The sequence below is a fragment of the Pseudomonas sp. St386 genome (assembly GCF_018325865.1).
Taxonomy (GTDB): domain Bacteria; phylum Pseudomonadota; class Gammaproteobacteria; order Pseudomonadales; family Pseudomonadaceae; genus Aquipseudomonas; species Aquipseudomonas brassicacearum.
Genome location: NZ_AP021900.1, coordinates 6,765,039 through 6,785,499 on the forward strand (window position 1 = coordinate 6,765,039; position 20,461 = coordinate 6,785,499).

At 61.9% G+C, this 20,461-nt stretch carries 15 protein-coding genes and 1 pseudogene; 9 read left to right on the forward strand and 7 right to left on the reverse strand.

The window, feature by feature from the left end; translation table 11 throughout:
• The first annotated feature begins 60 nt into the window (after positions 1-60).
• On the forward strand, positions 61-1,461 hold the full coding sequence (lpdA, locus tag KI235_RS30055; RefSeq protein WP_212795410.1) for a dihydrolipoyl dehydrogenase: 1,401 nt from the start codon (positions 61-63) through the stop codon (positions 1,459-1,461).
• 130 nt (positions 1,462-1,591) lie between these two features.
• Here the strand turns inward: lpdA and KI235_RS30060 are convergent, their stop codons facing one another.
• The 7 genes and pseudogenes from KI235_RS30060 to KI235_RS30090 all read right to left on the reverse strand — a co-directional run bounded on the left by KI235_RS30060 (position 1,592) and on the right by KI235_RS30090 (position 10,870).
• Entirely contained in the window at positions 1,592-3,742 is a 2,151-nt protein-coding gene (locus tag KI235_RS30060; protein ID WP_028237755.1) for a hypothetical protein, read from the reverse strand.
• Positions 3,729-4,921 (reverse strand): annotated as a pseudogene (locus KI235_RS30065) (DUF3142 domain-containing protein). Before KI235_RS30065 ends, KI235_RS30060 begins: the two are co-directional and overlap by 14 nt.
• Before the next feature lie 178 nt (positions 4,922-5,099).
• Positions 5,100-5,915 carry a class I SAM-dependent methyltransferase gene (locus KI235_RS30070; RefSeq protein WP_003207038.1) on the reverse strand — a complete coding sequence of 272 codons (816 nt, stop codon included), beginning with the start codon at positions 5,913-5,915 and terminating at the stop codon, positions 5,100-5,102.
• Positions 5,909-7,063 (reverse strand): acyltransferase, encoded by a 1,155-nt coding sequence (locus KI235_RS30075; protein WP_003207041.1) that lies wholly within the window; start codon positions 7,061-7,063, stop codon positions 5,909-5,911. The genes KI235_RS30070 and KI235_RS30075 overlap by 7 nt, the downstream gene beginning before the upstream one ends.
• Positions 7,060-7,917, reverse strand: a complete 858-nt coding sequence (locus tag KI235_RS30080; RefSeq protein WP_162276487.1) for a class I SAM-dependent methyltransferase — start codon at positions 7,915-7,917, stop codon at positions 7,060-7,062. Before KI235_RS30080 ends, KI235_RS30075 begins: the two co-directional genes overlap by 4 nt.
• Positions 7,918-7,928: 11 nt before the next feature.
• A complete protein-coding gene (locus tag KI235_RS30085) occupies positions 7,929-9,221 on the reverse strand; it encodes a glycosyltransferase (protein WP_013694620.1) in 1,293 nt (430 codons plus the stop codon).
• Entirely contained in the window at positions 9,215-10,870 is a 1,656-nt protein-coding gene (locus tag KI235_RS30090; protein WP_114731283.1) for a glycosyltransferase, read from the reverse strand. Before KI235_RS30090 ends, KI235_RS30085 begins: the two co-directional genes overlap by 7 nt.
• Before the next feature lie 426 nt (positions 10,871-11,296).
• On the opposite strand from KI235_RS30090, the gene KI235_RS30095 reads away from it, so the two are divergent.
• Genes KI235_RS30095 through KI235_RS30130 form a run of 8 tightly spaced genes read left to right on the forward strand, consistent with a single transcriptional unit; the run spans position 11,297 to position 20,300 of the window.
• Positions 11,297-12,211, forward strand: coding sequence for a GDP-mannose 4,6-dehydratase (locus tag KI235_RS30095; protein ID WP_003207046.1), 915 nt, complete (start codon positions 11,297-11,299; stop codon positions 12,209-12,211).
• A complete protein-coding gene (gene gmd, locus KI235_RS30100) occupies positions 12,208-13,176 on the forward strand; it encodes a GDP-mannose 4,6-dehydratase (RefSeq protein WP_027912861.1) in 969 nt (322 codons plus the stop codon). The genes KI235_RS30095 and gmd overlap by 4 nt, the downstream gene beginning before the upstream one ends.
• Before the next feature lie 3 nt (positions 13,177-13,179).
• Positions 13,180-14,622: a mannose-1-phosphate guanylyltransferase/mannose-6-phosphate isomerase gene (locus tag KI235_RS30105; protein ID WP_027912862.1), complete on the forward strand. Its 1,443-nt coding sequence runs from the start codon at positions 13,180-13,182 to the stop codon at positions 14,620-14,622.
• Entirely contained in the window at positions 14,622-15,419 is a 798-nt protein-coding gene (locus tag KI235_RS30110; protein ID WP_003207049.1) for an ABC transporter permease, read from the forward strand. Before KI235_RS30105 ends, KI235_RS30110 begins: the two co-directional genes overlap by 1 nt.
• Positions 15,419-16,684: an ABC transporter ATP-binding protein gene (locus tag KI235_RS30115; RefSeq protein WP_003207050.1), complete on the forward strand. Its 1,266-nt coding sequence runs from the start codon at positions 15,419-15,421 to the stop codon at positions 16,682-16,684. Before KI235_RS30110 ends, KI235_RS30115 begins: the two co-directional genes overlap by 1 nt.
• Complete coding sequence (locus KI235_RS30120) at positions 16,681-18,048, forward strand: glycosyltransferase family 1 protein (RefSeq protein ID WP_212795411.1); 1,368 nt, start codon at positions 16,681-16,683, stop codon at positions 18,046-18,048. The genes KI235_RS30115 and KI235_RS30120 overlap by 4 nt, the downstream gene beginning before the upstream one ends.
• A complete protein-coding gene (locus tag KI235_RS30125) occupies positions 18,039-19,169 on the forward strand; it encodes a glycosyltransferase family 1 protein (protein WP_027912865.1) in 1,131 nt (376 codons plus the stop codon). The genes KI235_RS30120 and KI235_RS30125 overlap by 10 nt, the downstream gene beginning before the upstream one ends.
• A complete protein-coding gene (locus tag KI235_RS30130; protein WP_003207053.1) occupies positions 19,170-20,300 on the forward strand; it encodes a glycosyltransferase family 4 protein in 1,131 nt (376 codons plus the stop codon).
• Positions 20,301-20,461 lie beyond the last annotated feature (161 nt).

The window sequence follows — 20,461 nt, forward strand, 5'->3', positions numbered from 1 at the left end:
TCTCTGGAAACGCTCATATTACGACCATAATTTTTAATCAGGCCAAGCGGGAGAACAACGATGAGCAACTACGACGTGATCATTCTGGGCGGCGGACCCGGCGGGTATAACGCGGCGATTCGGGCCGGGCAATTGGGCTTGAAAGCCGCCTGTGTCGAAGGCCGAGCCACCCTGGGCGGCACCTGCCTGAACGTCGGCTGCATGCCCTCCAAGGCCTTGCTGCATGCCTCTGAACTGTACGAAGCCGCCACGGGAACGGAATTCGCCAACCTGGGCATTGAAGTCAGCCCCACCCTCAACCTTGCGCAGATGATGAAGCAGAAGGACGAAAGCGTGGCCGGCCTGACCAAGGGCATCGAGTTTCTGTTTCGCAAGAACAAGGTCGACTGGATCAAAGGCTGGGGCCACATCGACGGGCCGGGCAAGGTGACCGTTACAGGCGACGATGGCACCAAGACCGAACTCAGCGCCAAGGACATCGTCATCGCCACCGGCTCGGAACCCACGCCCCTGCCAGGCGTGACCATCGATAACCAGCGTATCCTCGACTCCACCGGCGCCTTGTCCCTGAGTGAGGTGCCCCGACATCTGGTGGTGATCGGCGCCGGCGTCATCGGCCTCGAACTGGGTTCGGTCTGGCGGCGCCTGGGTGCCCAGGTGACCGTGGTCGAATACCTCGATCGCATCTGCCCGGGGGTAGATGGCGAGGCCGGCAAGACCCTGCAACGAGCCTTGGGCAAACAGGGCATCCAGTTCAAGTTGAGTTCGAAGGTCACCGGAGCCATTCCCTCGGCCAGCGGCGTGCAACTGCAGATCGAACCGGCGGCGGGCGGCGAAGCACAGACCCTGGACGCCGATTACGTGCTGGTCGCCATCGGTCGTTGGCCTTACACGCAAGGACTGGGGCTGGAGAACGTCGGACTGAGCCCTGATAAGCGCGGCATGCTCGCCAACCAGCATCACCGGACCGAAGCGCCCGGCGTCTGGGTCATCGGTGATGTGACGTCCGGACCGATGCTGGCCCACAAGGCCGAGGACGAAGCCATGGTCTGCATCGAACAGATCGCCGGCAAGGCCGCCGAGGTCAACTATGCGCTGATTCCCAGCGTCATCTACACCCGTCCGGAACTGGCCAGCGTCGGCAAGACCGAGGAACAGCTCAAGGCCGAAGGCCGTGCCTACAAGGTCGGCAAGTTCCCCTTCACCGCCAACAGCCGGGCCAAGATCAACCATGAGACCGAAGGGTTCGCCAAGGTCCTGGCCGATGAACGCACCGATGAGATCCTTGGCGTGCACCTGGTCGGCCCGAGCGTCAGTGAGATGATCAGTGAATACTGCGTGGCCATGGAGTTCAGCGCCTCAGCCGAGGACATCGCCCTGACCTGCCACCCACACCCTACCCGCTCGGAGGCGTTGCGCCAGGCGGCCATGAATGTGGAGGGGATGGCGACGCAGATGTAGGGGCACGCCCCATTGGCGATACCCCCCTGTGGGAGCGAGCTTGCTCGCGATGGGGCAATCACATACGCCTTTGTAGCGTCTGTTATGCCGTCATCGCGAGCAAGCTCGCTCCCACAATGGGTTATTCAGCTTAGGAGGCCGACATCCGCGCCTTGCGCCGGCGGCGGCTGATCAGCCCCAACGCCACCGCCACTACCAGCACCACACCGCCCATTTGCAGCCACCCCTTGTAAGGTCGCAACATCGAACGAATCGGGTCCAGGGCCTGGGTGACGTAGCGTTTATCGGCCTTGTTGAACTCTGGATAAGGGCACTGGTAACCAAAGTTCCATGCCCAATCCACATACGGGCCTTCCTTCACGTACCGTTGATACAACGCGCTCTGCTCTTCAAGGCTGGAGTTGTACCCCACCGCGTTACACAACACCGCCGCAAACGCCTGGCTGGTATGCGGCAAATGATCCGCCGCCTGACTCGCCAACGCCGTGGCAACAAACCGATAGTGATAACGCATGTCCGGCTGCGCCGCGCTGGCCTGCTGGCGTTGCACTTCGCCTTCGGCCACCAGCGGCCCAACCTTCAGTTCAACCGGTTCCAGGCTGTAGTTGCCTCCCAGGCTGGCGTAATCCGGCGCCATCTCATAGCCGAGCAACTCCATGCCCCATTTGCGCGCCATCCAGGACGCATTGAAATACGCCTCGGCCCGTCGGGTTGGCCACCATTTGGACTCCGCGTCCTGGCGCAATTGCCCATAGGCGCGGGCCTTGTTCTGCAAGTCTGCGTTATCGAAATAAGCCGGTGCCTCATCAAAGCGCCCTTCCCTCAGCAAGCGACGACCCAGCAGATTGCGCAGGCTCGCAGCCACGGGCAGCGGCACATAGTTGTCCCGATCCTCCTGGCTCAACGCCGGTGGCGCCGGGACTTGGGCGTCAACGTACTGCTTGAGCTCATCCACCGTCAGCACACGCTCGGCGACTGCGGCAGCGTCGTACCAATAGTTGCTCTGGCCGCGATAGAGCTGATCGAAGGCTTGCAGGTAATCGCCGCGCTGCAAGGCCAAGATCGCGCTTTCACCTTCGACCCGGCACTTGGGCTGCACCGACTCGAAGTTCCAATCCGGTGTCCGCCGGCCGCCCCATGACTCATCGTTCGGGAAAGCCTGGGCGGCCTTGGCATAAGCCGCCGCTGCGGCCACTTTGTCGCCGTCGCGCAAGGCCAGCTTGGCACGCACCCACCAGGCCAGGCCGGTGTCGGAAGCCTTCTGCACAAAAGCCTGGGCGCTGGCGTAATCGCCGTGCTGGTAACTCACCGCCGCCAAACGATCGGCATCGTCCAGGTTGTCCCGGGCGTTGGCTCGCAACAGTTCGAACAGCCTTTTATCGCCAGAGGGTTCTTCACCGTCCCACCAGCCGACGCGGCTGAGCAGGTAGGCAGTGACCAATCGCTGCACCGCCTTGGACTTGAGCAATTCGCTCAAGCGCTCATCCGGTTGGGCGCTCAAATCACCGGCCAATTGCAGCAACGAGCTGTAGCCCACCGGGGAGCCTTGCAGGTTCTGGATCGCATACAGGCCGATGGCACTGTCCCAATCGTCAGCGGTGTAGGCCACCCGGGCTTCTTCGCCAAGGCTGGCGATGCCCAGTTCCAGCGGATCGCTGAAGCCGGAAATGCTCAACTCGCGGGCCTGGCGAAACGCCGCTCGCGCCTGGTCCTGCAAAACCACAGGGTCGCCGCTGCCGGCCTCGGTGCTCACGGCGAACAAGGCCCGTCCGAGGGAGTACGCGGCCCAGGTGCTGCGCAACCGACGTTGGTCGGCCGGTAACGCCAGCAACTGCTGGAACGCTTCCACGGCGCGCTGATGCTCACCGACGTTGAAAGCCGCCGCGCCAATCGCATACAGGCGCAGTTCATCAGGCAGGTTGGCCGCTTCGGCTGCCACCTGGTCGACATCGGTCAGGGCTCGCAGGCGCTCCACCACCGCTTGCTGCGGTGGGGTCAGGCCGATCTGCTCGGCCTGGTTGCGTTGCTCAACGTAGGAAGACGGGGCGTCATAGCTGTAGTCCGGGTTGCGCGTCGCCTCGGTGGCCGGCTTGAGCCCGGCAATCGGCTGGCCGAGGCGGCTGACCTCGAAGCGAAAGCTGCCTTCGGGCAATTCGGCCAGCGACTGGGCGCGGTTATCCAGCAGGCGCATCGGGAAATCCGGCCCGCAGGCCAGCGCCGGGCCCAGCGGCAGACAAAGGCTCAGACACAGTAGGTGACGAGGCCACTTACGGGTAAACATTGAAACCTCCTTGGTCAATTTTCGTACAGCGCGCCCAGCCGATTGCCCGTTGGCTGCCAGCAGCCAAGCGGCCTTCCTGAATGCGGGTGAAGGTAAGCAGTCCGGGGGTTTGTTGCAACGTATAACCGGCCAAGGCATCGACGCCGTCACACGCGCCAACAGCCAGCGTCAGGCGCTGGGGCCAGGGGCTGTCGAGATTGCCCTGGTTAACCAGGCGGATATCGTACAAACCACCCTGCTCCTCCCACTGCAACGCCAGCCGACTGTCCAGGTTGTCCCCCCGGGCGACGGCACCGAGCGTGGTCAGGCTCCACGCCCGTCGGTCGCCGGCCAGCGGCAGGCGAAACCAGATCAGCCCAGCGAGATGTTTCGGCGGATCGGCACGCAAATCTACCGCAAGCCCGGCCACTTGTTGCGGATCGGCCAGCAATTCCCGCCGCTCGCCAGCGCGATCGATCGGCACTTCGCTTTCCACCACAGGAGCGCCATTTTCCTGGGTCAGCAGCGCGACACCGTAGGCCGGCAGGGCCAGATAAAACGGCTTCTTGGTGACCTCGTTCCAGCGTTGTGCCCAGCGCCGGGCCTGTTTCGGATCGAACAATCCCTGCCGTGGATCGCTCACCGCGTGGACCTGCAGCACGCTGCTGTCCGCCGTTTCCAACAATCCCGGCAAGGCAGGGCTGTCGAGCCAGGCCGGTAGCGCGGTAATACTCAGCCGCACGTTGGCCGGCAGGACTTGCCGCAGTTGGCCGAGGAATTTTCCATAGGCCGGCAACCGTGCGTTGCCGGCATCGTGGTCGATTTCTACCCCCACAGGGGTCAGACCTTGGGCTTGCCAATCGCCCAGCACCTGCTGGATCTGGGCGATCACCTCATCCTGGTCCAGGGCCTTGAGCTGGCCGTCCAGGCGAATCACGGCGATCAGCGGGCGGCCGTCAGCCTTGAGCAGGGCCGGATCGATCCGCGCACGGCTCCAGCCCGCCCGGGAAAAGCCTGCAACGCCAGCACCCGCAGGCTGGAGAAATCGCCACGGCTCTGGCGCAGCGCCGGCTCGTGGGCCTTGGTCCATTGGCGCTGCCAGATATACAGCTGTTGATCGAGAGCCGGAGCCGGGGGTTGTTCGCAGCCCCCCAAAAGCAACACGGCGAGGGCCAAAGAGAGCCGGAAAAAAACAGTCATGAAGCCTTAACCACCCATTAAAGGCCAGCAGATTACCGCCACTCGGGTCGAAGCGAAAATGGTGCAGAGGAGATTTGATCCTGCTGTGGGAGCAAAGCTTGCTCGCGAAGCAGGCACCTCGATTCCCGGAGGACCGCGTCGCATTTATCGCGGGCAAGCCTTGCTCCCACAGAGGGCATCACTCAGGCTTGCGCGCAATAATCACCTGACTCTTGGCCACCACCGCATCCAGCGCCTGCTTGATCTGCGCGCCGCGCGGCGAATTCAGCACGGCTTGCCAGGTGTCGGCCCAATGATTGAGCAACGGGTGGTCGGCGTTGCTGAAATCGACCTTGGCCTCCCAGAACAACAGCATCCACATCGACCAGTAGAAACCGTATTGGCTGTGGCTCAACACCGTAAGCCCCGCCTCGCTGACCATCGCCTTGAACTGCTCTTCGCTGATGATGCGAATGTGGTTGGGCTTGCGGAAGTACTCCGGCGCGGCGATGTCCTTTTGCAGGTCTTCGGAGCTGGGATGCGGCACGCTCAACAGGTACAGCGCACCGGGCTGGCCGACCCGTACCAGTTCGGCAAGGAACTGCGCCGGGTCGTCGACATGTTCGATGACTTCCGTGGACACCACTCGCGTGGCCGTGGCGTCGGCAATGGGCAGCGGGTTGCAGTCGGTCACGTGGCACTCGACGCCGCGCGCGGGGGTGTCGCTCAAGCGCTGGCGAGTGGCCTCGACCTTGGCCGCGTCGATGTCGGCGATGATGATCTTCGCCCCGCGCATCGCACAAAAATGCACGTTGCCGCCATCGCCGCACCCCACGTCCAGCAGCGTGTCCTCAGGGGTCACCGGGAAACCGGTGAACAGTTCGCCGGTTTGCTGGTTGAACCAGCCGCTGAGCATCGCATCGTGCAGCCCGAGCATATACGGGTCGACCTTGTCGGCGACCGGCTCAGCGGGCGCGGGCGTGCCCGTGGTGAGTTTCTTCAAAAGGCTCAGCATGACGGGGCTCCAGAGACAGGAAGGACGGTTCGGGCGGCGGCCAGGCGCTCAACCAGTTGAGCGCCACGATTGCGCATGGGCATTTCGACCCAGCGGTAGTTGAGTTCGCTCAACAGTCCGATCAGCGACAAGGCACAGGCCAGGGCCAGCCAGGGATGGCTTGCCGGATCCGGCGAGCCCAAGGGTGCGAAACGAAACCACAACTCGCGCAACAGGAAAAACACCGGGATGTGGATCAGGTAGATCCCATAGGAACGACTGCCCACCCAGGTCAGCGCCGTTTTAAAACGGCTGCGGGGCAACAGGTAATCCCGATCATAGGAGGCCACCCAGACCAGCACGGCACTGAGCACTGCAATGACCCCGAGGCGGTAGAACGACAAATTGAAGTGCTCGGTCGCGATCCAGGCCATCACGCTGCCCAGGCCCAGCACCAACAGCATCCCCAAGGGCGGGTGGCGCAACCACGTGGGCTCGAAGCGCCAGTAGCTGGGCCGCAGGCTCCAGATCGACAGCAACACACCCAGCGCCAGGGCATCGGTACGGATCACCGACAGCCACAGCGCCCGCCAGGTGAAAAACTGCACCAGCACCACCGCCAACAGCACCCACACCAGATAGCGGCGCGAGACAAACACCAGCAACGGCAGGATCAAATAGAACTGCTCCTCCAGGGAAAGCGTCCAGTACACGAAACTTGCGCCGTATTCATAGTGCATGAACGCATCGGCAAAACGCAGGTTGGCGAACTGCAGGAAACCGGCCAGGGTCGCCTGCAGGTTGGCCTGCACGCTGCCGAACGCGCCGGAACGGTTCAGGAAGAACACCGCGAACAGCACCAGCAGCAGCCAGAGCCAGGCCGACGGCAACAGGCGAAACGCCCGGCGAATCCAGAAATCCCGGGTGACGATCCAGAATTGCCGAGGGCTGTCGCAGCGACGCAATTGCGGGATCAGGCTGCGTCCGATGACGAACCCGGATATCGCGAAGAACAGATCCACGCCCCACCACAGTTGGAAGCTGTCGGCCAAGGCGGCCAGGCCCGGCCATCCGCCAGGAAACGGCATGCCTTGCAGGTGATGGAACAACACGCCCATCACCGCAACGGCGCGCAGCAACTCGATGTCCATGATCCGCTTGCTGCTCATGAAGTGCTCCCGGAGAAAGGATCGGGTTTACGCGCGATGATGACCTGGCTCTTGGGCATGAACCGGTCGAGCACCTGCTTGATCGCCAAACCGTCAGGTTGCATCAGCAAGTCCTGCCAGAGGCTCGCCCAGCGCTCCATCAACGCTGGATACGGCGCCTGGATACGGTCACGCACCGCACCTTCGAGGTCCCGGCCAGCCGCCTGTTCGCTGGCCCAGAAGAAAATCATGCCCATGACCCAGAAAAATCCGCTGGCCTGGCGATGCTCGATTACCAGCCCGGCCTCCTCCACCAGCGCGGCAAATCGTTCGGCACTGAAAATCTGCACATGGTTGGGCGCTTGAAAGTAGCCCGGCGGCGCGATGCCTTGTTGCAAATGCTCGCCCACCGATGCCGGTACGCTGAGCAAGTACTGCGCCCCTGGCCGGCCCATGCGCACCAGTTCAGCCATGAACGGCTCCGGCTCATGGATATGCTCGAGCACCTCCATGCAGACGATCTTGTTCGCACAGCCATCGGCCAGGGGCAGCGGCAGGCTGTTGCTGACCAGGCCCAGGAAAGGCGCACCGGCCTGGGCCTCGACCTGGCGGGCCAGGTCGCGCACCTTGTCTTGTTCGCTGTCGGTAAAGATCACGGAGGCACCCTGGCGCATTGCAAACAGGGTCGCCACGCCTTCGCCGCAGCCGACATCCAGCAAGGTGTCGTCGGCAGTGATGGCAAAGCCTTTGAGCAATTCGCCGGTTTCACTGCGAAACCAGCCGTCGAGCATCGCGTCGTAGAGGCCGGCATTCCGGGGCGAAACGGCGGTCGCCGGCGGTGGCGAAGGTTCCACCGCAGGCCTGAGCCCGGCCAGCCATCGGCGGATCACGACTCCTGCGCGTTCCGGCGCCGCTCAGGTATGGCTTCGAAGAAAACCCGCAAACGCTGCTCGGCGTTGGCCTGGCTGCAGAACTTCTCCAGGCTGCGCACGGCGTGGGCCGACATGCGGCGGTAACGCTCAGGGTCGTTTTTGGCCACGTCATAACTGGCGCGGTAGGCCGAACACAGCGAGTCCCAATCAGTGACATAACGCAGGGTCCGGTACGCGGCCCGGGGGTCGTGGGGCCAGGCGGTCAACTCCTCGGTCGACTCCACCACAAACGCATTGTCGTGGTCGATGTAGTCGGCCATCGCCGTGTTCAGCGGCGCAATCGCCGGGCGGCCGCAGGACATGAACTCCATCAACGGCAGGCACTGCCCTTCGCCATAGGAACTGTTGACCACATATCGGGTGGCTTCCACCAGCCGCTCGTAATCCGCGTCCGCCAGGTAGCCATGTATCAGCACGATGCGGCAGCGGTACGCCTGGTTCTTGTAGACGTGATGGAGCATGTCGGTGAGCGCGGCAGTGACGTCGTGATGCGTCAGCTTGAGCACTAGAGTCGCATCGGAAACGTCGCGGAACGTCGCGCAAAATGCGCTGATCATGTCCTTCCAGTTCTTGCGGCCGTCATAAGGATTGAACACGGAGGTATAGATCACACCGTCCAGGAGCAACTCGCAATCCTGCGCCGGGCCGTCCAGCACCAGCGGCGTACCAGCCTGATGCGCCGGCGGACCATAAGGCCGCAGGTCGGTGGTGCGGCTGTCGATCAACAGGCCACGCAATTGCAGGCGCATGTGATCCACTGTCGGCCGCTGGGCCAGCACCGCGCCGCGCGCCGCAAAGCGGTCCCACACCGGCGCCGCGATGGCAGTGATGGGGAAGTCCTCTCCCATCACTTCACGAACGGTTTTAACGGTGAAGCTGGAGTGGGTAATCGCCATGCCGGTTGCGCCCAGGACCACTCGCCAGTCGTGCCGGGGTTCGCCCTGCCAGCTTTCGGTAGGAATGGTGCTGAACTCCCAGGCGAACACCGCAATTGTCGGGCAAGCGTAGTGGGCAGCGGTACGATGAGGGGGGGAGAACGACAGGAATACGCAATCCTCGCCACGTGCCAGGCAATCGGCGTAAAACTGATCGACCTCATCATCAGGCCGAGTCACTTCGACGACCCGTCCCAACCGCTCCAACACCGGGCGAAACTCCTTGAGCACGAAGTAATAGCTGTACTCGGGCTTGCCGAGGTTTTCCAGAATGTTGCTCTGGTTGGTTTCCGAATAAATGATGATCAACATGAGGCGGTACCTGCCTGGAGCACCAACGGCAGCCCTTCGTCACAACCGGGCACAGCCAGGAAATCCACCAGGCGCTGCTGCACCGGGGTGAACGCGCAATAGCGGCGCATCCGCTCGTTCGCGGCAACGGCCATGGCCTGGTAGGCCTGCGGCTGGTGCTTCGCCATGGCGTAGCTCTGCTGGTAGGCGAGTTTCAATGAGCCCCAGTCGGGCCGATGGCGCAGGGTGCGGTACAAGATGCGCGAGTCTTCCGGCCAGATGGTCGGTTCGCGGCTGGACTTGACGATGAAGGCCACCTCGTCGTCGATGTAGTCGCGCATCGCCGTGTGGTCCGGTGCGATGACCGGGCGGGCGCAGGACATGAACTCCATCAATGGCAGGCACAGGCCTTCGCAGCGGGACGCATTGACGTAGAAACTCGCCGCGCCATACAGCCGGGCGAATTGTTCGTCCTCCAGGTAACCGTGCATCACCACCACCCGGCAACTGAACGGCGACAGCTGGGACAGCAGCGTCAACAGCTCGACGTAGTAGGTCGACAGGTCGTTCTGAGTCATTTTCAGTACCAGCGTGGCGTCCTCGACGTCGCGCAGGGCCCAACAGAATGCGGTGATCAAATGATGCCAGTTCTTGCGACCGTCATCGGGGTTGAACACGCTGACGTACACCACCCCGCTGACGTCGGTCTCCACCACCTGGCTGGTGTCCGGCAGGACGGCTTGGGGATGTTCCGATGAGGCGGGCTCTGGAATGGGTTCTGGAATGGGTTCTGGAACAGGCTCTGGAGCGGTCTCGACGATCACCGGCGGCGGTGCCGGCCCCCTCAGGATCCTGCTGACCGCAACGCGTATCGGCACCGGTATCAAGTCGCGGACCGCTTCTCGATACCAGCACAACAGGCTGTGCTTGAACAGCCACACAGGGCCCTGCTCGGTCTTGCCGGTAAAGGCACGAATCATTTCACGCAGGTAATGGCGGGAAATGAATGCCCGCCGCCGCCAAGTCAGGGGTGGTGGCTCGATGACTGGCTCGATGATCGGTTCTGGTTCCGGTTCTGGCTCCGGCGCCTCTTCGAAGATCGGCGCGATCAAGCCGTCCGCCGAAAGCCCGAGGGGCCGGCTGTCGATGATGCAGCCCTTGATCTGCAAGGTCGTACCCGGGTTCACCGGCAAGCTTGGGTGTTGCTCACGAACCGCCGCGAAACGCTCCCACAGCGGCGTGGGCAATACCAACACCGGGAAGTCCTCGCCCAAAGTTCGACGGATCGCCTCGGCCGTGTGGCTGGACAGCGTAATCACCCGACCATGACGGGCCAGCGTGCGGCTCCAGTCATGGCGCAGGTCGTCGTCCCAGTGCTCGGCCGGGATCGAATCGAACTCCCAGGCCACCACGCAGACCATCGGACAAAGCAGGTCGAGCGGCGTCTTGTGCGGAGGTGAGAACGAAAGGAACAAGCAGTCCTGCCCGGCCGCCTGCAACGTTTGGTAAAGCGGATCGACCTCGGCGACCGACGACACCACATGCACCGGCCCCAGGCTTTCCAGTACGGGACGATAGGCCTTGAGCACGAAGTAATAGCTGTACTCAGGGCGGCCGAGGCTCTGGCTGATGGAGTGATCGTTTACGTCCGAGTAAAGAATGAAATTCATGGGATCCCATCATGGCGCCGCCATCCCGGCAGCCCCACTTCATGACGGTCGAGTCACGCATCGAGCCGGCCCGGGGCCGCCACGTGTCGTTCGTCTTGCTACCCGTCTCGTTCTTGTTTTTTTGTGGTCCGGCCCCAGCGATCCGACTTGAAGATCAGCACCAGGAGCAACGTGACGAGGGGCATTCTAAACACATCCACCAAGGGTTCGTGAACCGCTCGGCGAGAATAAACCCGCTATAAATATGAGAACTGACCGGTCACGGTTTGCGCTGTTGAAATTGCGTCGAAATTGGCACAGATTGGCAACCAAACAACTACAACAAACGCTTCTCCAGGCTGATCGTTGAGTGATTTTTCCCCGATCTTACGGAAATTTCCCACTCGGTTCGCACTAGACGAAGCAACCGTCGAAGGAGGCTGGTGCTTGAAAAAACGTCTGTTCGTTACGGGCCTCAGCGGTTTCGTTGGACGTCACCTCAAATCTCGACTGAACGGTCATGATTTGGCGTGGCAGGTGATGCCTGTCGCTGCCCGCTACGACCTGATGGATGCCAAGACCCTGGAAGGCCTCTGGCCCGAGATTCCCGACGCCGTGATCCACCTGGCGGGCCAGACGTTTGTTCCTGAAGCCTTCCGCGATCCGGCGCGCACCCTGCACATCAACCTGCTGGGCACCTTGAACCTGCTCCAGGCCCTCAAGACCCGGGGTTTCACCGGGACGTTCCTGTACGTCAGCTCCGGTGATGTCTATGGTCAAGTCAGCGAAGACCACCTGCCGATTACCGAACTGCAACTGCCCTCCCCGCGCAACCCGTATGCCGTGAGCAAGCTGTCGGCCGAACTGCTGAGCCTGCAATGGGGCATGAGCGAAGGTTGGCCGGTGCTGGTGGCCCGCCCGTTCAATCACATCGGTCCCGGGCAGAAGGACAGCTTCGTCATTGCCAGCGCCGCCCGGCAAATCAGCCGGATCAAGCTGGGCCTGCAACCGGCTCGGCTGCAAGTGGGCGATATCGACGTAACCCGCGACTTCCTTGATGTCGGCGATGTGATTTCGGCCTACGTGGCCCTGCTGGACAAAGGCGCCCCGGGGCAGGTCTACAACATCTGCTCGGGCCGCGAGCAGAGCATTCGCAGCCTGATCGAACAACTGGGCGATATCGCCCAGATCGACGTGCAACTGATCCAGGACCCTGCGCGTCTTCGCCGCGCAGAACAGCGTCGCGTCTGTGGTAGCCCAGCCAAGCTACGACAGGCCACCGGATGGACGCCTGAAACAACAACACAACAATCCTTGCGGGCGATCCTGTCCGACTGGGAGATACGGGTACAACAAGAATGAAAAGTGCATTGATCACAGGGATCACCGGTCAAGACGGCGCGTATCTGGCCAAGTTGCTGCTCGACAAGGGTTACAAGGTCCACGGCCTGGTGGCACGACGAAGCAGCGACTCGCGCTGGCGGCTGCGAGAGATGGGCATCGAACAGGACATCGTTTACCTGGACGGTGACATGGCCGATGCCTGCTCGGTGCAACGGGCCGTGATCAAGTCGGCACCGGACGAGGTGTACAACCTGGCCGCGCAAAGTTTCGTCGCGGCCTCCTGGGACCAACCCGTGACCACCGGCATTGTCGATGGACTGGGGGTCACCCACCTGCTCGAAGCCATTCGCCAGTTCAGCGTGCATACGCGCTTCTACCAGGCGTCCACCAGCGAAATGTTCGGCCTGATCCAGGCCGAACAGCAGGACGAGCACACCCCGTTTTACCCACGCAGCCCCTATGGCGTGGCGAAACTGTACGGTCACTGGATCACCGTCAACTACCGGGAAAGCTTCGGCCTGCATGCCAGCAGCGGCATCCTGTTCAACCACGAGTCACCGCTGCGTGGCATCGAGTTCGTCACCCGCAAGGTCACCGACGCTGCAGCACGCATCAAGCAGGGCAAGCAGCAGGAGTTGCGCCTGGGCAATATCGACGCCAAGCGCGACTGGGGCTTTGCCGGCGATTACGTCGAGGCCATGTGGCTGATGTTGCAACAGGACACTCCCGACGATTACGTAGTGGCCACGGGCGTCACCACCACTGTGCGCGAGATGTGCAGGATTGCCTTCGAACACGTGGGCCTGGACTACCGTGACTTCATCAAGATCGACCCGGCGTTTTTCCGCCCGGCCGAAGTCGAAGTGCTACTCGGCAACCCGGCCAAGGCACAACGCGTCCTGGGCTGGAAGCCCAGGACCGACCTCGACACCCTGATCCGCATGATGATGGATGCGGACATGAAACGCGTCGCCAAGGAGTAGGCCATGCTCATTCCCGTGATTCTTTCCGGAGGGGCCGGGACGAGGTTGTGGCCGGTGTCCCGCGAGGGCCATCCCAAGCCCTTCATGCTCTTGCCCGACGGCCAGTCGCTGCTGGGCAAGACCTATCGACGTGCCGCGGGATTGTTCGACGGCCGGGGCGACATCGTCACCGTCACCAATCGCGAGTACTACTTCCAGAGCCGCGACCACTATCAAAGCGCCCACCTGGAGCGTCATCGCGGTCACTTCGTGCTCGAACCAACGGGCCGCAACACCGCGCCGGCCATTGCTACGGCCGCCCTTGCGGTGCAGGCCCTGCACGGTGACGATGCGATCCTGGTGGTCATGCCTGCCGATCACCTGATCCAGGATGAGGCAGCCTTCCAGACCTCCGTGGCGCACGCCGTGGAACTGGCCAAAAACGGCCACCTGGTGACCTTCGGTGTACTGCCCTCGGCGCCGGAAACCGGCTTCGGCTATATCGAACGGGGCAAGCCCCTGGATACCAAGGGCGCGGCCAAGGTCGTGCGCTTCGTCGAAAAACCCGACCTGCAGACCGCCACGCAATATCTGGAAAGCGGCCGTTTCCTGTGGAACTCGGGGATGTTCTGCTTCTCGGTCAAGACCCTGCTGACGGAGCTGCAAGCCCATGCCCCCGAGCTGTTGGAACAGGCGCGAACCTGTGTCACGGCCAGCACGGCGGTGGAAACCTCAGGGTGTGTGCAGCAGGAATTGTCCGCAGCGCATTTCGCCGAAATGCCGGACATCTCCATCGACTACGCCTTGATGGAACGCTCCGCCAACGTCGTGGTGATCCCGGCCGCCTTCGATTGGAGCGATATCGGCTCCTGGAGCGCCGTCGCCAGCCTGGTGCCCGCCGACGGGCAAAACAACCGCACCACCGGCGACGCCCTGTTTATCGACAGCCAGAACAACTTCGTCCAGAGCGACGGCCGCCTGGTGGCCGCCCTGGGCGTGGAAAACCTGATCATCATCGATACCGCCGACGCCGTGCTGGTGGCCCATGCCGACCGTGCCCAGGATGTGCGCCGCGTTGCCCGGCAACTCAAGGACAAGGACCACGAAGCCTATCGCCTGCACCGCACGGTCAGCCGTCCATGGGGCAGTTATACCGTGCTCGAAGAGGGCCCACGCTTCAAGATCAAGCGCATCGTGGTCAAGCCTGGCGCGTCGCTGTCGCTGCAAATGCACCACCATCGCAACGAACACTGGGTGGTGGTCGAAGGCATGGCCAAGGTCACCAACAACGGCTCGGGTTCGCACCTGGTCGCCAAGAACGAATCGACTTTCATCCCCGCCGGCCACAAGCATCGCCTGGAGAATCCCGGCGTGATCGACCTGGTCATCATCGAGGTCCAGAGCGGCGAATACCTGGGGGAAGACGACATCGTCCGCTTCGAAGATCACTATGGCAGGGCCGTCTGATGCTGCTGGCCTTGCAACGCACATTGTGGAGCTATCGCGGCTTCGTCCTTGGCAGCGTCAAGCGCGAGTTCCAGGCGCGGTATCGCAACTCGTTGTTCGGCGCGTTGTGGACGGTGCTCAACCCGTTGTCGATGATCCTCGTCTACACAGTAATTTTTTCCCACATCATGCGTGCCCGCCTGCCCGGGGTGGAAGACGGCATGGCCTACAGTGTCTACCTCTGCGCCGGGCTGCTGACCTGGGGGTTGTTCGCGGAAATCACCACCCGCAGCCAGGGCATGTTCCTGGAAAACGCCAACCTGCTGAAGAAGATCAGCTTCCCCCGGATCTGCCTGCCGGTGATCGTGCTGTTCAACGCCGGAATCAACTTCGCAATCATCCTCGGGCTGTTTCTCGGTTTCCTGTTGATCACCGGGCGCTGGCCGGGCATTACCTTGCTGGCCTTGGTACCGCTGCTGGCCCTGCAAGTGATGTTCGCCGCGGGGTTGGGCATGCTGCTGGGGATCCTCAACGTATTTTTCCGTGATGTCGGGCAGTTGTTCGGCATTTGCCTGCAATTCTGGTTCTGGCTCACGCCGATCGTTTACCCGATGACGATCCTGCCGCCGCCGATCCAGCAATTGCTCGCTTTCAATCCCATGACCGCCCTGATGCAGAGCTACCAGAACCTGTTTCTCTACAACCAATGGCCGGTCTGGAGCTCGCTGGTGCCGTTGCTGGTGGTCGGCCTGCTGTTATGCGCCTTGGGCTTGCGCATGTTTCGTCGACGCGGCGGTGAAATGGTGGACGAACTCTGATGGGACATTTGCGCGTTAGTGGCCTGGGCAAGGCCTACAAGCAGTATCCGAACCGCTGGAGCCGGCTGTTCGAATGGTTGATCCCCTTTTCCCGCCAGCGTCATCAGTTGCACTGGATCCTGCAAGGCGTGGATTTCGAGATCCAGCCCGGGGAAGCCGTCGGCATCGTCGGGGTCAACGGTGCCGGCAAAAGCACGTTGCTCAAGATGATCACCGGTACCACCCAACCCACCTGCGGCCACATCCAGTTGCAAGGTCGTGTCGCCGCACTGCTGGAACTGGGCATGGGCTTTCATCCGGACTTCACCGGCCGCCAGAACGCGTTCATGGCCGGACAGCTGCTAGGCATGCAGGTGGAAGAAATCGAAGCCTTGATGCCCGAGATCGAAGGGTTTGCTGAAATCGGCGAGGCCATTGACCAACCGGTACGCACCTATTCCAGCGGCATGCAGATGCGCCTGGCTTTCAGCGTCGCCACCGCCCGGCGTCCGGACATCCTGATCGTCGACGAGGCGCTGTCAGTGGGCGACGCCTACTTCCAGCACAAGAGCTTCGAGCGCATCCGCAGCTTCCGCAAGGCCGGAACCACGCTGCTGATCGTGTCCCACGATCGCTCGGCGATCCAGTCAATCTGCGACACCGCCATCCTGCTGGAGCACGGGCGCATGGCGATGCGCGGCAAGCCCGAAGAAGTGATGGATTATTACAACGCGATGCTGGCCCAGCGCGAAGGCCAGGTGGTCCGCCAGGAAATGCTCGCCAACGGCCAGGTGCGCACGATTTCCGGCACCGGCGAAGCCGGCATCATCGATGTACAACTGCTCAACAGTCAGGGGCAGCCGGTGGAAGTGGCCGAGATCGGCCAGCCGATGGTGTTGCAAGTGCGGGTTGAAATCCGCCAGGACATCGAGCGGCTGGTGCTGGGCTTTTTGATCAAGGACCGTCTTGGCCAGCCCATGTACGGCATCAATACCCATCGCCAGGACAAAGCTGTGACCGACCTCAAGGCCGGCGAACAGATCACCTTCCGCTTCAGCTTCGATATGCGCCTGGGCAAGGGCAATTACTCCGTCGCGCTCAGCCTGTCGCGGCTGGACTCGCACCTGGACCGTAATTTCGAATGGCGCGACTACGGGTTGGTGTTTCACGTCATCAATAATCGCCAGGAGGATTTCGTCGGCTGTTCCTGGCTCCAGGCCGAGACCTGCATCCGGCGTTCGAGCCAGCCTGTCGTCGAAGCGGTGCCGCAAAAGGAGTTGCCATGAGCCGTCTGTTGGTGGAATGCACCTATGTGTTCGAACACCCGGAAGTCAATTCCGGCATTCAGCGCGTCGTGCGCAATGTGATTCGCGAACTGCCGGCCAAGGATGGCGAACGTGAATGCATTCCAGTGGTCATGCTGCAGGGCAAGTTGTACGAGGCCAAGAGCCTGGCACCGCTGTCGACCAATAAACTGGATCTGGTCAGCCTACGGATCCGCTGGGAACAGATGGCCAACCTGTTCTGGTTCTGGCACAGGACGCTCGCACGGCAGTGGCCCTTCAGCCGATCATTGTGGGCCCGCCGCCTCCTGTACGTTGGCTGCCGACTGTTCGCCTTCGGCTTCTTGAGCATACCGATACGTTTGTTCGACCGTGCCCTCAAAGGCCAAGAGCTGCCGAAGCGTTGCGTACCGCTGGAGCATCGGGCCGGCGATCAACTGGTCTTGCTCGATTCATCCTGGCACTCGGATATCTTCCCCCTGGCCGAACAGCTCAAGCGCGATGGCGTCGGGATCATCTCGGTGGTCTACGACCTGATTCCCCTGTCTCATCCACAATTCTGCGACGCCGGGCTGGTCAAGGTGTTCAATCATTGGTTCGACTGGATTGCCCGCACCGCCGACGGCTACATCGCCATCTCCGCCACCATCCGTGACCAGCTGCGCCAGGAAATGGTCCGGCGCATTGGCGAGCAGCAGGTACAAGAACGCTGGTTCGACTATTTCCACCTGGGCAGCGAACTGGACCAGATAAACACCGCCCACGCCGTCGATACGAAGTTGCTGCGGCTGTTCAAGCGCCCCGAGCCGGTGTTCCTGATGGTCAGCACCATCGAGCCGCGCAAAAACCACGCTTATCTGCTCGATGCATTCGATCGGGCCTGGGCTGCCGGCTCCCAGGCGCGGCTGTGCGTCGTCGGGAAGATCGGCTGGAAATGCGAGGCGTTGATCGAACGTATCGAGCGTCATCCACAACTCAACAGCCGCCTGTTCATGTTCAACAATCTCTCGGACCAAAGCCTGGAACACGCCTATCGCCACGCCACTGCGTTGGTGTTCCCGTCCTATGTGGAAGGCTTCGGCCTGCCCCTGGTGGAAGCCATGCAGCGCGGCTTGCCGGCGATGGGCAGCGACATTGAAGTGTTTCGGGAAATCGGCGGTGAGTTCATGGCCTACTTCGATCTCGACGATCCTCAAAGCCTGGCAAACCTGATCATCGACATGGAGCATACCGGGGTATTCCCGGCCAAGCGCAACCTGGAACAATGGCAATGGCTGAGTTGGCACCAGGCCAGTGCGCAATTGGTGGAGCGGATCGAGGGCCACGTTAACGAAGTCATCGTCGACCGGGAAACAGCATGCGGATAGCCCTCAACGCACGCATCCTCCAGGCGCCACGTACCGGCATCGGCCAATACGTGTCGGAACTGGCCACTGCCCTGGTCCGGGAGCCTGATGTGCAGTTGTCGCTGTTCCACGGCTGGGGCTGGAACTCGCAGCTGCCACAAGCGCCCACGCCTGGCTATTCGAGATTCAGTCCCTTGTTGCGGCGGGTTCCGGGTGCCTATCAGGCGCGACGCTGGCTGGAACAGAAACGCTTTGACCAAGGCCGTCCCGAGGCCATCGACCTGTACCACGATCCCAGCCTGTGGCCGCTGGCCTTTGACGGCCCGACGGTGATGACCCTGCATGACCTGACACATGTGCGTTATCCCGAGACGCAACCGCCGGCACGCCTGAAAGAGATCGAGCGGCGGCTGGCCCGGGCGGTGGAGCAGGCGCAACTGATCATGACCGTTTCGCAGTTCATCGCCGACGAGGTGCAACAGCATTTCGGCCTCCCCACCGAGCGCCTGCGGGTCGCTCCGCTGGGCGTGGCGGCGCGTTTCCATCCGCGCGAACCCGCAGCCATTGACGCCGTACTCAAGGCCCACGGCCTGGAGCACGGTCGTTACTTTCTATGTGTCGGCACCCTGGAGCCGCGCAAGAACCTGTCACTGGCCCTGCGTGCCCACGCCGGGCTTCCTGAATCCGTACGTCAGACCTTTCCTTTGTTCATCGTAGGAATGAGCGGATGGCAACAGGCGCAGCTCAATGATGAGTTGAAAGGCGCCCTGGCTGGCGGTCATGTTTGTCTGGCGGGTTACCTGCCTGACGAACAGGTCGCCCAACTGTTGGCGGGGGCACGGGCACTGATTTTCCCGTCCTACTACGAAGGCTTTGGCCTGCCGGTGCTTGAAGCCATGGCCAGTGGTACACCGGTGATTACCACCCGCTGCTCGGCGATGCCCGAGGTGGCGGGACCAGCCGGAAATTATTGCGAGCCGGACGATCCGCAAGGCATGCGAGAAGCCATGGGCCGGTTGATGGAAGATCCCCAGCACTGGCAAGCGTGTCGCGAAGCGGGGTTGCAACAAGCGGCGCTTTTTTCCTGGGAACGCTGTGCGAAGGTCACCGCCCAAGCGTATCGCCAGGTCTTGGGAGGTTGAATGCGAGTCCTGCACTTTTACAAAACCTATTTGCCAGACTCCATGGGCGGCATCGAACAGGTCATCTTCCAGCTGTGCGACAGCACTGACCGATTGGGTATCGATAACACCGTGTTGGCCCTGAGCAGGCAGCCGGCGCCCGAGCCGATCAAGATCCGACAGCATGTCGTTCATCAGGCGCGAATGGACTTCCAACTGGCGTCCACCGGCTTCTCCTACAGCGTGTTCAGGAAATTCCGTGAGCTGGCCGCCGAAGCGGACGTGATCAACTACCACTTCCCCTGGCCGTTCATGGACCTGGTGCATTTTTTCACCTGCGTGAAAAAACCCTACATCGTGACCTACCATTCGGACATCGTTCGCCAGCGGCACCTGCTCAAGCTCTATCGCCCCTTGATGCGGCGCTTTCTGGACGGCGCCGAGCGCATCGTCGCGGCGTCGCCGAACTATGTTCATACCAGCGATGTGCTCAAGCAATACCCCACCAAGACCCGGATCATCACCTACGGCCTGAACAAGACCAGTTATCCACAGCCTGACGCCGAGCGCATGGCGGGGTGGAAGGCAAAACTGGGCGAGCGTTTCTTTTTGTTCGTGGGGGTGATGCGGTACTACAAAGGCCTGCACATTCTGCTCGACGCCCTCAAAGGCGTGGATTACCCCGTGGTCATCGTGGGTGCCGGCCCGCTGGAAAAACAACTGCATGCCCAGGCGGCGGCATTGGGCCTGCGCAACCTGCATTTCCTCGGACGCCTGGGGGACGAAGACAAGGTCGCGCTGCTGGAACTGAGTTATGCCATCGTGTTCCCTTCGCACTTGCGCTCCGAAGCCTTCGGCATCTCGCTGCTCGAAGGCGCGATGTTCGGCAAACCGATGATCTCCAGCGAAATCGGCACCGGCACCAGCTACATCAATGTCCACGAAGAAACCGGCCTGGTGGTGCCACCGAGCAATCCCGAAGCTTTTCGCGAGGCGATGCGCACCCTGTGGGAAAACCCGGCACAAGCCCAGGCAATGGGCGCCAGGGCCGAAGCCCGTTACCGACAGTTGTTCACGTCTGAAGAGATGGGCCGCAAGTGGGTGCGGCTATACGAGGAACTGCTGGAGGAAAAGGCGCTTTCCTACGCATAGGTCTACTGGAACGATGCAATTGCTGTGGTGAGGGAGCTGTCTCTGTCATGTGGGAGCAAAGCTTGCTCGCGAAACAGGCGCCTCGATCTCTGAAAGACCGCAGTGCCTTCATCGCGGGCAAGCCTTGCTCCCACCGTGAAGATAAATTTCCTCGCCACCGA